The 12,153-nt window shown below is 47.5% G+C and carries 12 protein-coding genes; 10 read left to right on the top strand and 2 right to left on the bottom strand.

Annotated features, from left to right (window positions below; all coding sequences use genetic code 11):
* Window positions 1-18 precede the first annotated feature (18 nt).
* From J7E21_RS14685 to J7E21_RS14700, 4 genes are all read left to right on the top strand, one after another.
* Window positions 19-612, top strand: coding sequence for a DNA-3-methyladenine glycosylase (locus tag J7E21_RS14685; RefSeq protein WP_215109087.1), 594 nt, complete (start codon window positions 19-21; stop codon window positions 610-612).
* 70 nt (window positions 613-682) lie between these two features.
* Window positions 683-1,201 (top strand): type 1 glutamine amidotransferase domain-containing protein, encoded by a 519-nt coding sequence (locus J7E21_RS14690; RefSeq protein ID WP_215109088.1) that lies wholly within the window; start codon window positions 683-685, stop codon window positions 1,199-1,201.
* Window positions 1,202-1,335: 134 nt separating this feature from the next.
* A complete protein-coding gene (locus J7E21_RS14695; protein ID WP_215109091.1) occupies window positions 1,336-1,665 on the top strand; it encodes an ArsR/SmtB family transcription factor in 330 nt (109 codons plus the stop codon).
* 15 nt (window positions 1,666-1,680) lie between these two features.
* The gene (locus J7E21_RS14700) at window positions 1,681-2,976 is read left to right on the top strand and encodes an arsenic transporter (protein WP_215109094.1); all 1,296 of its coding nucleotides are present in this window, start codon (window positions 1,681-1,683) and stop codon (window positions 2,974-2,976) included.
* A gap of 71 nt (window positions 2,977-3,047) precedes the next feature.
* On the opposite strand, the gene J7E21_RS14705 is transcribed toward J7E21_RS14700, so the two are convergent.
* Window positions 3,048-3,854 carry a GNAT family N-acetyltransferase gene (locus J7E21_RS14705; RefSeq protein WP_251048042.1) on the bottom strand — a complete coding sequence of 269 codons (807 nt, stop codon included), beginning with the start codon at window positions 3,852-3,854 and terminating at the stop codon, window positions 3,048-3,050.
* 221 nt (window positions 3,855-4,075) lie between these two features.
* On the opposite strand from J7E21_RS14705, the gene J7E21_RS14710 reads away from it, so the two are divergent.
* The 4 genes from J7E21_RS14710 (at window position 4,076) to J7E21_RS14725 (ending at window position 8,830) form a co-directional block, all read left to right on the top strand.
* The gene (locus J7E21_RS14710) at window positions 4,076-5,002 is read left to right on the top strand and encodes a manganese-dependent inorganic pyrophosphatase (protein WP_215109098.1); all 927 of its coding nucleotides are present in this window, start codon (window positions 4,076-4,078) and stop codon (window positions 5,000-5,002) included.
* 113 nt (window positions 5,003-5,115) lie between these two features.
* Window positions 5,116-5,832, top strand: a complete 717-nt coding sequence (locus J7E21_RS14715; protein WP_215109100.1) for a DsbA family oxidoreductase — start codon at window positions 5,116-5,118, stop codon at window positions 5,830-5,832.
* 96 nt (window positions 5,833-5,928) lie between these two features.
* Complete coding sequence (locus J7E21_RS14720) at window positions 5,929-6,567, top strand: FMN-dependent NADH-azoreductase (protein ID WP_215109103.1); 639 nt, start codon at window positions 5,929-5,931, stop codon at window positions 6,565-6,567.
* A gap of 709 nt (window positions 6,568-7,276) precedes the next feature.
* Window positions 7,277-8,830: an FAD-dependent oxidoreductase gene (locus J7E21_RS14725; protein WP_215109105.1), complete on the top strand. Its 1,554-nt coding sequence runs from the start codon at window positions 7,277-7,279 to the stop codon at window positions 8,828-8,830.
* 52 nt (window positions 8,831-8,882) lie between these two features.
* Here the strand turns inward: J7E21_RS14725 and J7E21_RS14730 are convergent, their stop codons facing one another.
* On the bottom strand, window positions 8,883-9,407 hold the full coding sequence (locus J7E21_RS14730; RefSeq protein ID WP_215109107.1) for a YceI family protein: 525 nt from the start codon (window positions 9,405-9,407) through the stop codon (window positions 8,883-8,885).
* A gap of 201 nt (window positions 9,408-9,608) precedes the next feature.
* Here J7E21_RS14730 and murB point away from each other — a divergent pair, with 201 nt between their 5' ends.
* Together murB and J7E21_RS14740 are read left to right on the top strand one after the other, a co-directional pair.
* Window positions 9,609-10,526, top strand: coding sequence for a UDP-N-acetylmuramate dehydrogenase (gene murB / locus J7E21_RS14735; protein WP_215109109.1), 918 nt, complete (start codon window positions 9,609-9,611; stop codon window positions 10,524-10,526).
* 98 nt (window positions 10,527-10,624) lie between these two features.
* Window positions 10,625-12,100 carry a potassium/proton antiporter gene (locus J7E21_RS14740; RefSeq protein ID WP_215109181.1) on the top strand — a complete coding sequence of 492 codons (1,476 nt, stop codon included), beginning with the start codon at window positions 10,625-10,627 and terminating at the stop codon, window positions 12,098-12,100.
* Window positions 12,101-12,153 lie beyond the last annotated feature (53 nt).

Consider the following 12,153-nt stretch of genomic DNA (forward strand, 5'->3'; position numbering starts at 1 on the left):
CGTATAGGAGGGATTGTCATGTTTAAACCTTTGGATGCGATTTTTTTTGAAGCGCCGACGCTTGATTTGTCGCGCGATTTATTAGGGAAAATACTAGTCCATGAACTACCGGACGGAATCGTTGCAGGCCGTATCGTTGAGACTGAAGCTTATATGGGTGCGGAAGACCGTGCTGCGCACAGTTTCGGTAACCGCCGCACGAAAAGGACAGAAATCATGTTCGGGAAATCCGGGCTTGTTTATACGTACCAGATGCATACACATACGCTATTGAACGTCGTCAGTGGTCCGGAAGAAACGCCGCGCGCCATTCTCATCCGTGCCATCGAGCCGGTCGACGGAATCGATTTTATGGCAGAGCGGAGAGGGCGGCATATGCCGATGAAGCAATGGACAAGCGGTCCAGGAAAACTGACGAAAGCGATGGGCATCACGATGGACTATAACGGCCATCATTTCACCGAGCGCCCGCTTTACATTGCAGAGGGCGAAGCGGTCCGTGCGGTGTCGAAAGGACCTCGCATCGGCATCGGCAATTCAGCAGAAGCGGTCCATTTTCCATACCGCTTTTGGGAGACGGAAAATCCGTTTGTCTCGAAATTTCGCCCGTAATCCGGATGTTTAAGGTTTCCAATTCGTGGAATACTGATAGGGAGTATTTAAACAGAAGGAGTGAAGGAAAGTGGCGAAAATTGCAACTTTAATTACAGACATGTTCGAAGATGTGGAGTATACAGAGCCAGCAAAAGCCTTTAATGAGGCAGGCCATGAACTGATCAATATCGAAAAAGAAGCAGGCAAGAAAGTTACGGGTAAACAAGGCGAAGCGGTTGTCACGATCGACAAAGGCATCGACGAAGTAAGCCCGGATGAATTTGACGCATTGCTATTGCCGGGCGGATTCTCACCGGACCAATTGCGTGCTGATGAGCGCTTTGTGAAATTTACGAAAGCGTTCATGGATGCGAAAAAACCGGTATTCGCAATCTGCCACGGGCCGCAGCTATTGATTACTGCGAAAGCTTTGGAAGGCCGTGATGCAACAGGCTACAAATCGATTCAAGTCGATATGGAGTATGCTGGTGCAAAAGTCGTCGATGAAGAAGTGGTCGTGTGCCAAAACCAATTGGTCACGAGCCGCCAGCCGGATGATATCCCGGCATTCAACCGTGAGTCCTTGAAATTGCTTGAAAACAAATAACAACAGCAAAAACCGTTCCCATAAAGGGAGCGGTTTTTTCGTTCCAAAAAATATAGGAAGAATTTCAAATGTCCCCTTGCATACATAAGTAAACACTTATATAATGAACCCATTGTCAAAAAGAGGTGACGTAAATGGACTATAAACAGATGGAACAAAGTTTGAAAGCAGTGAGTGATGAAACCCGTATGCTGATTTTGAAATACCTATCGAAAGAGGCATTGTGCATTTGTGAATTTACGGAACTGCTCGATATGACGCAGCCGGCCATCAGCCAGCATATGCGGAAACTCAAGCAGGCGGGCCTTATCTGCGAAGAAAAGCGTGGGCGCTGGACAATCTGGTCGTTAAATAGGGAGCATGCGCTTTTTGCTGTCCTGACATCGCTTCTTACGATGCTGCCGGAGCCAAAGCGCACAGTCGAGTCACTCATTGCTGAAGGAAAAAAAGTGAATTGTAGTTAAGGAGCTGGAACTGAAATGGATGTTTGGTTAGCAATTATTATTTTTCTCATTACCCTTATTTTTGTCATTTGGCAGCCGCGCGGGTTGTCGATCGGCTGGTCGGCCATCGCCGGTGCAATTGTTGCCTTATTATTCGGCGTCGTTGATTTTGGCGATGTCTGGGATGTAACAGGGATTGTCTGGAATGCGACATTGACCTTTGTCGCGTTGATCATCATTTCACTCATTTTGGATGAAATCGGCTTTTTCGAATGGGCAGCGCTTCACATGGCGCGGTTCTCCAAAGGCAGCGGGTTGCGTATGTTTTTACTTGTCACGCTGCTTGGTGCAGTCGTGGCGGCGCTGTTCGCCAATGACGGAGCGGCACTTATCTTGACGCCGATCGTTCTCGCTATGGTGCGGGCGTTGAAGTTTAGAGATACGATGATTTTGCCATTTATCATGGCATCAGGCTTTATCGCTGATACTGCGTCATTGCCGTTTGTCATCAGCAACTTGGTCAATATCGTCTCAGCTGATTTTTTCGGCATCGGCTTTACGGAATATGCACTGCATATGTTCGTGCCGAACTTGTTCAGTATAATTGCAAGTATGGTCGTGCTGTTTTTATTCTTTAGAAAAGACATTCCGGGCCGCTTTGATCCGAGTGTTTTGAAAAAACCGGAATCGGCCATCAAGGACATCCGTATTTTCCGCTTGTCTTGGGTAGTCCTCGCTGTTTTGCTGATCGGCTATTTCATGAGCGAGTCGCTCGAGATACCGGTATCCTTCATTGCCGGTTCGATTGCCATCATCTTTCTGGCGATTGCGCGCAACAGTAAGCACGTCGAAACGATGACGGTCCTAAAAAGTGCGCCATGGGCGATTGTCTTCTTCTCGATCGGCATGTATGTCGTCGTCTACGGTTTGCGCAACGTCGGCCTGACTTCTGTTTTGGCACAGGCGATTGAGTGGACGGCAGGGCATGGCCTTTATGCCGCGACCATCGGAATGGGCTTTATCGCAGCGATTCTGTCTTCCGGCATGAACAATATGCCGACCGTCATGATCAATGCGTTAGCAATCGCTGAAACGAATACAGACGGTGTCATGCGCGATGCTTTGATCTACGCCAATGTCATCGGTTCCGACCTTGGCCCGAAGATTACGCCAATCGGCTCGCTTGCGACGCTGTTATGGCTTCACGTATTGAAGACAAAAGGCGTTGAAATCAGCTGGGCCTATTATTTCAAAGTCGGCATCATTTTGACAGTCCCGACTTTGTTCATCACCTTGACCGGCTTGTATTGGTGGCTGACGGTGCTGAATTGATTTCATGATAAGTGCAAAAAAACGTCCGCCATTCGAAAATGAATGGCGGACGTTTTTATTGTGTCAGGCGTTTAATCCAAAAACTTGGCTAAGTAGATTTCATCATGCTCTTTGCCGTTGATGATCAAGGAGCGGCGGCGTGTTCCTTCTGCTTCGAATCCTGCTTTTTCATACAGTTTGCGGGCTCGCTCGTTGTCCTCGACGACCGTCAACTCCAAGCGGGTAATTTCTTTTTGCTTGGCCCAGTCTTCCGCTTTTTCAAGCAATGACTTGGCGATGCCTTTGCCATGTGCTTCCTTCAATAGGCCGATGACCAGTGCAGCGCGGTGGGACGCACGCTTTGCATCGCTGCCGATGACCATCAAATAGCCGACGTGCTGGCCGTTTAATATGGCGATGATGAACGCCGAATGGCCGCTTTGCTTCCATTCAATGATTTGTTTTCGGACGCGCTGTGTGGACAGGGAACGCTCATCTTTACCATACAGCATGAAGTCGGACTCGCCTTCCACTGTTTTTTGGAGCATCGCCAGCGAGCGCGCATCCCCGTGCTCGGCGGTGCGGATCAGCAGGATGTCCTTATCCTCGGCATCTTTATCTGCGGCTTTGTTGTTGGTGTCCACTTTTTCAAAGACAATATAGCGATCGGGTTCGACTTCCGTTACGCGGTAGCCGGCATCCATCCATGCATGGAAGTGTTTTGCGGGCGGCTTCGATTTCTTCCACCAGCTTCTGTTCAGGTAAGCGGCGTTGGGCAAGTTCTGCCCCATGATTTGTTCAATCTCCGAGAAGTTCAAACGGATACGGGAATTTGTGGCGGCTTGAAAATAATGGGATAGAGGGATGTATTTCTTTTCCAGTAATATAGTCACTATCATCTCTTCCTTCCGAAAACATAGAATTAGTTAGTCATATAATACCATTAGTATATGCTAAAGTACATAGTTATATATAAAATTACTGACAATTCTAAAATCATCTCTATACATTGTTGGTGTTATGCTGTTTTTGACTAGGATGTCAGTCGCAGGTTTTTTCTAGTTCGGCAACTTGTGATAGAATAATCACAGAAACTACACAAGCCAGGAGGCTATTACCCATGTCAAAAATTTTTGTACTAGGCCATAAAAATCCAGATACAGACTCAATCTGTTCAGCGATTGCTTATGCTCATTTGAAGAAAGAGCTCGGAATGGACGCTGAAGCCGTTCGCCTCGGCGAGGTAAACAATGAGACGCTGTATGCGCTCGAGCAATTTAAAGCACAAACGCCTCGTCTCGTAGAGCGTGCGGCAGACGAAGTAGAGCAAGTTATCCTTGTCGACCATAATGAACGCCAGCAAAGCATTGACGATATTGACGACGTGCAAGTGATCGAAGTAATCGATCATCACCGCATCGCCAATTTTAAAACGGCAGATCCGGTTTATTTCCGGGCAGAACCTGTTGGCTGCACAACCACGATTCTCCTGAAGCTCTACAAAGAGCATGGGGTTGAGATACCTGCAGAAATTGCCGGCTTGATGCTTTCGGCAATCATTTCCGATTCGTTGCTCTTCAAATCTCCAACCTGCACAGAGCAGGACGTCCAAGCAGCGAAAGAGCTCGCGGAAATTGCCGGCGTCGACGCGCAAAAGTACGGACTTGCCATGCTGAAAGCTGGAGCGGATTTGAGCAATAAAACATTGGAAGATTTAGTTTCACTCGATTCGAAGGAATTTGAAGCGGGCGGCCACCGGTTCGAAGTGGCGCAAGTGAACGCCATCGATGTATCCGAAGTCCTGAATCGCCAAGCAGAGTTGGAAGTGTTGATTCAGGATCTAGTGACTACAAAAGGTCTGGACTTGTTCGTGTTCACGGTTACCGATATTTTGAACAATAACTCAGAAGCTATCGTCATAGGGCGCCGAACCGACATTATTGAAGGGGCTTTCGGGTCCGCAGTCACCGGCAACCGTGTACTCTTGCCTGGCGTCGTCTCCAGAAAAAAACAAATCGTTCCGTTCATTACGGAAGCTTTGAACTGATCCCCATAGAGGGGGTCAGTTTTTTTGATAGAGGAAATTGGCAATTCTTTTCAAGCAAAAAAATTGTGACGCCTACCGGTTCATTGCTATAGTAAGTGGCGAGGTGAATAGTTATGAAAATTGAAGTCTGGTCAGATTACGTTTGCCCATTCTGTTATATAGGAAAGCGCACACTAGAACAAGCGCTCGAGCGCTCGGGCTATGCGAACCAAGCGGAGATTACATTTAAAGCATATGAACTGGATGCGCAAGCTCCAGTTGATTCCGAAAAGCTCGCTTATGAACATTTAGCGGAAAAAATGGGGCAAAGCCTCGAACAAGCGAAACAAATGACAGTCGGTGTTGCAGAACATGCCAAGGCATTCGACTTGAATTACGATGTGGAAAATATGCCTCACGCCAATACATTCTCTGCCCACCGGCTCGTTAAATGGGCCGAAACCCAAGGCGGGGAATATCAATTGACAGAGCTGTTGATGCATCATTACTTTGAAAAAGCGCACAATATCAGCAATGCCGAAATTTTGCTGGCGATCGTGGAAAAAGCGGGTCTCGACCGGCAACAGGCAGCGGCCGTTTTGACATCGGATCAATTCCAAAGCGAAGTCGAACAGGATATCCAGGAAGCCCGTCAAATCGGTGTGCACGGCGTCCCGTTTTTTGTCGTCAACCACAAATACGCCATTTCCGGTGCTCAGCCGCTCGAAGCATTCATTGAAGCGCTGGAGCAAATCGGGGAAGAAGAAGGCGTGCGCCCAGCGCTCAAGCCACTCGGCCTCGGCAAGAAAGAGACGAGTTTCTGCACAGGAGATTCCTGTGACGGAGACTAAGCCGAGCAAGCTGATTGACTTTCGTTCCCTGATTATTTATTATTAATAATTCTTGAATTAAAGAATAATAATGATAGCGTAAAAGGAGTTTTACAAGTGAAAAATATTTTAGTCGTAAAAGCAAATAACCGTCCAGCTTCAGAGGGCATTTCAAGTAAAATGCACGAAGTATTCATGCACAACTTGGAAACAGACGCAGTCGTCAATACCTTTGATGTATTCCAAGAAGATATGCCGTACTTTGGCCAGGATTTCTTCGATGCAATCCAGAAATCCGCTCAAGCCGAAGAATTAACGGATTTGGAGCAGCGCATTTTGACAGCTGCCAATAAAGCGATGGACGCATTCATGGATGCAGACGTTATCGTTTTTGCTTTCCCACTATGGAATATGACGATCCCTGCACCGTTGCAGACGTTCATCGACTACATCTACCGTGCAGGCATGACGTTCAAATACACGGCTGAAGGCCCAGTTGGCTTGGTTCCTGAGAAAAAGGTCATCATCTTGAATGCACGCGGCGGCGTCTACTCGACTCCAGAAATGGCACCTAGAGAAATGAGCGTCAACTATGTCCGCGCAATCATGAATTTCTTCGGCATTATGGATATCGAAGAAGTGATCATCGAAGGGCACAACATGTATCCAGACCGCGCTGAGCAAATCATCACTGATGGCATGGAACGCGTAAAAGAGTCTGCAGGTTCACTTTCTAAAGTAAGCGTAAACGCATAAGATTGAATTGGTTAAGACGGAAACGCTTCGGCGTTTCCGTCTTTTTTGTTTTTAGAATAATTGGTGAGAGATTGATTTTAAAAAAAAGTGAATGAATTTTGATTGTTAGTGTGAAAAAGTAGGGCTTGAGATTGCGCTTCAACTGCCGCTTGCCGGGGGGGGGGGGGGGCGTCGAGCNNTGTCTCGCCAGTCCCGCGCAGTCCCCCAGAAGTCGGCAGTTTCCACTCCATCTCTATTTTTAGAGGAGTATTAAATCTCCTCATTGTCTCGAATTAGTAAGTGAAAAATAGATGGATACACTCTTTGGAATCGTCATTTCATTCACCTGGATCAATGTGCGATGCTAAAATATATTGCATCATCTTTTCGTGCATAGATCCCAGTTCAATTTCTAGCATTCTCCATCACTCAGGAAGCGATTCCCCCAACCGTGGATGAACCCTGCAGAAGCACATAACAGTCTTTACTAACTCGAAATAATGAAATCTGACAGCCACCTCGCGCAAGAGGCTAACCCAAAGCGAGTTGGCGAATCTATTGCGGATGAAAAAATTAAATGGACTTTCTTGTGAAAAAGATTCAACTATATTTACCCTTCAGATATTTGCTCGACTTTCGCCTTGCTCAAGCCTCGTGCATTCGTTGATTAATGATTTCCCGATAGGGGTAGACAATTAATAAGTAAAACATTTTATAAAGGAGGGGCAGCATGCCGCATAATGAACAGCAAAGCCGTATTCCCGAGTCGAAACAGTCTTTTTGGAGAGCGTATAAAGAGTTGCCGGATTATCCGGCCTTTACAGGCAATAAGTCCACGGAAGTCGGGGTGATCGGTGCAGGTATTGCAGGGATCATTACCGCGTATTTGTTAGCGAAAGAAGGAAAGAAAGTGACGCTTCTTGATGCCGGGAAATTGATCGATGGCGTCACGGGTTATACGACCGCGAAAATTTCGGCGCAGCACGGCTTGTATTATGCACCGCTGATCAAGCTGGCCGGTGAAAAGCAAGCAAAGTTATACTATGAAGCCAATATGGAAGGCTTGAAGTTTATTGAGGAAACGGCAAAAGAACTGAACATCGACTGTGATTTCTCGCACCAGGACGCATTCATCTATTCGACGCAAGATTCCAGTGCCAAGCTGGTGAGAAAAGAAGCAGAAGCTTACGAACAGCTAGGCATCGAGGGCGGATTGGCACGCGAAGAGTCGGAGCTGCCATTTCCTGTGACGGAAGCGCTTGTCATGCGCAATCAAGCGCAGTTCCATCCGGTGAAGTTTTTGGCGGGTCTTGTGAAAGAGCTGGAGAAAATGGGTGTGGACATTCACGAACAAAGTCGTGCGGTGAAGATTTTGAGCAAAAAAGATCCCGTCATCCAGACGGAAAACTTATCGCATTTATCGTGCGACAAAGTTGTCGTCGCTACGCATTATCCGTTCAACGATTTTGACGGCATGTATTTTTCCCGGTTGTCGGTCAACCGCTCCTATGCCATCGCGGTCCGGGCAGAAGGGAGGATTCCTGAAGGCATGTACATCAGTGCTGACAGCCCGTCCCGCTCGATCCGCTATACGCCAGGCGAGAATGGTGAAAAGCTTTTGCTGCTTGGCGGCGATGGACATGCGGCTGGCCAAAGTTCAGTCGATACGATGGAGCATTACGAGAACTTGGCGAAGTTCGGCGAGGATTATTTCGGTCTAACGGAAATTCCATATCGCTGGTCATCGCAGGATATGACGACTTTGGATAAAATTCCATATGTCGGCACGATTACTGCCGGCTATGAGCATATTTTAGTCGCGACCGGGTTCCATAAATGGGGAATGTCGAACGGAGCTGCGGCAGCACGGATTTTAACGGATCAGATTGTCGGTCGTGACAACCCTTATGCTGCGCTGTTCGATCCGACACGCCCGAAAACGAAAACGGCCGATGCGGCTAGTTTCCTGAAAGACAATGTGTCGGTTGCGAAAGAACTCGTGACTGGAAAACTGAAGAAACCTTCGAAGACCGTTGATGATCTGGAAAAAGGGCAAGGCGGCCTCGTGAAAGTGGATGGCAAAAAAGCAGGCGGGTTCCGCGACGAGTACGGCCAAGTGCATCTCGTCAAACCGACATGTACGCATATGGGCTGTGACGTAGCTTGGAACAATGCTGAAACATCCTGGGATTGCCCGTGCCACGGCTCGCGCTTTTCGTATACCGGAGAAGTATTGGAAGGTCCGGCAGTGAAACCGCTGAAGAAGTTGGAAGGCGGAATGTAGTTTAACGCACAAAAAAAGGAAGCAGCCTCGGCTGCTTCCTTTTTATTATGGATTATGCTGGGTTTGCTTGGATTTCCAAGTTCAATTTGACGTCTTCGCCGACGAGGACGCCGCCTGTTTCAAGTGCTTGGTTCCATGTCAAACCGAAATCTTTGCGGTTGATTTTGCCGCTGACGCTGTAAGCAACAACTTCCACGCCCCAAGGGTTGGTGGCTTTGCCGCCGTATTCCGCTTCGAATTTCGCTGGGCGTGTAACGTCTTTGATCGTCAAATCACCTGTCAGCTCGTATTCGTCATCGTCTTTTTTGCGGATGTCTGTAGCGTTGAACGTAATATGCGGATGCTGTTCAGCGTCGAAGAAATCTGCCGAACGCAAGTGGTTGTCGCGGTCTTCGTTATTTGTGTCGATGCTTGTTACGTCGATTTTGAAATCGATCAACGCGTTTTGTAGATCGTTTTCGTTTGCTTCCACCTGTGCTTCATAAGAAGCGAAAGAGCCTTTTACTTTTGAAATCATCATGTGTTTAACGGAAAATCCGATTTCTGAGTGCGCTTGATCTACTGTCCATTTTTTCATGTGTAATTCCTCCAATTTCTAATGTATTACCTTTACTATAAACAGTTAATATCTCGGAGTCAATATATTTTAATTAAAATAGTTTTAATTAAAGATAAAATTACAAAGACTTTAGTCCCTAACAGGACAATATTACTTGTCAAAACATGATGAAAAATGGATACTATTAAGAGCGAAAAGTTTAGAAGGGATTTGCTTGGAATGATGAAAGAAAATTGGTTGACGGATTTGCGCCGCTTTGTGGTTGAAGATCACGTCAAAATGGATGAGCCGTTGCACTTGCACACATTGACGAAAATGGGCGGGCCGGCTGACATATTTGTAGCACCGACAACAGAAGATGAAGTGGCTTATACTGTAAAATATGCATATGATAATGATATCCCGCTGTTGATGCTCGGGAATGGATCGAATATGGTCGTCCGGGACGGCGGTGTCCGCGGAATCGTGCTGACTTTTAAAAAGCTTGACGGAATCATGATCAATGGTACGGCAGTCATTGCACAAGGCGGTGCGGATATTAAGAAAGTATCGCGCACAGCAGCAGACCGTCAGTTGACAGGGCTCGAGTTCGCTTGTGGAATTCCTGGATCGATCGGCGGCGCAATGGCGATGAATGCCGGCGCATACGGCGGAGAAATCAAAGATGTGATCGTCCAGGCGACGGTGTTGACGAGAGAAGGGGAAAAGCTTGTGTTGTCGAAAGACGAGCTGGAACTCGGCTACCGGAAAAGCATCATTACGAAGAAAGGCTTTTACGTCTTGTCTTCCGAGTTCGGCCTTGAAATCGGCGAACAGCGCATCATCAATGCGAAAATGGATGAATTAAGGTTCCAGCGCGAAAGCAAGCAGCCGCTTGAGTTTCCGTCTGCAGGCAGTGTCTTTAAACGGCCGCCGGGCAATTTTGCCGGTAAGCTGATCCAGGAAAGCGGGTTGCAGGGCACAGGCTTTGGCGGGGCGGAAGTGTCAACAAAGCATGCCGGGTTTATCGTCAACAAAAACAATGCAACTGCAAATGATTACATTCAAACCATTGAAATGGTCAAAAAAGCGGTCTCTGAGAAATTCGGCATCGATTTGGAGCTTGAAGTGAAAATCGTCGGCGAAGATATGGCTTGATTTTAGCAGCAGCACTCCTTTCCTGGAGTGCTGCTTTTTTAATTGGCGCCATTATTATGGTATAATGAATTCAAAGTAATTTGGGGGCGGTGGTCAATATACAAGATTTTACTGTAGATGGCGTGATCCTCTTCGGCGGAATTTTCCTCTTAGCCGGTGTTTTGATGACGAAAGTATCGGCCCGCGCCGGTGTCCCCTCTCTCGTCTTGTTTATGTTCCTCGGTATGCTCTTAGGCAGTGATGTTTCCGGACTTATTTATTTCTCCAATGCAGAAATTGCACAGATGGTTGGAATTGTCGCCCTCATCATCATTCTCTTCGAAGGTGGCTTGCAAACCCAGTGGACGCATATTCGTCCAGTTCTTGGCGCATCGCTCATCTTGGCGACACTCGGGGTCTTGATCACGACAGGCATTGTCGCTGTAGCAGCTTATTATGTCTTTGATCTGACGTGGCTCCAGGCGCTTCTGCTTGGTTCGATTGTCGGATCGACAGATGCTGCAGCGGTGTTCTCGGTTCTTGCGGGCCAGAACATCAAATCCAAAATCTCCTCAACGTTAGAGGCGGAATCGGGGACGAATGATCCGATGGCGATGTTTTTGACGATCGCCTTTGTTCAATTGATCATGATTCCGGATGCATCGGTCTGGTCGATGCTCGGCAGTTTCCTTCTTCAAATGGGTCTTGGCGCGGTACTTGGCCTGGCACTTGGCTTTTTCGCGTCGTGGACCATCAACAGGATCCAACTCGATGCTTCTGGCCTTTATGCGGTACTCGCGGCAGGCTTTGCGGTGTTTATTTATAGCTTCACGGGAGTCCTTGGCGGGAGTGGCTTACTTGCGGTCTACTTAGCTGCACTTGTGATCGGAACGCGTGATTTGACGCATAGCTATTCGATTATCAGTTTCCATGAAGGGTTCGCGTGGTTGATGCAGATCCTCATGTTCATCATTCTCGGATTGCTCGTTTTCCCGAGCCAATTGGCGGAGTGGGAACTGATTTGGAAAGGGCTTGTGCTTTCTTTCGTCTTGATTTTTATCGCGCGCCCAGTTGCCGTATTCATCAGTACCGCTTTCTTTGATTACGATATAAAAGAAAAGCTGTTCATGTCCTGGGCAGGGCTTCGCGGAGCAGTCCCGATCGTTTTGGCGACGTTCCCGATGCTTGCCGGGGTGGAAAACAGCATTCTGTTTTTCAATATCGTTTCATTTATCGTGTTAACTTCTGCCTTATTGCAAGGTTCGACCATTCCATTCATTGCGAAAAAACTTGGATTAAATGGCCGTCCGGTACCGAAGCGCATCCACTCGCTGGAGTTGGTGTCGATGGACCGGGCGAATGCAGAAATGCTGGAAGTGGAGTTGTCGGAAAAATCACCGTTCGCCGGTCAATTGGTCCAGACAATCGGTCTTCCAAACCAAACATTGATCAGCGCCATCATCCGTTCCGGGAAATTGGTCATGCCAACCGGAACGACACGGCTCAAAAAAGGCGATGTGCTGTATGTCCTCACCGAAAAGAAACAAGTGCCAAAAGTGAAATTGGTACTCGGCGAAGAAGATTTCGTCAACTAAGCTTGCCTATAGGGCAAGCTTTTTTGTATAGAGGAAGGATTTTCCACCGAATC

This window comes from Planococcus sp. ISL-109, from assembly GCF_018613655.1.
GTDB lineage: Bacteria > Bacillota > Bacilli > Bacillales_A > Planococcaceae > Planococcus.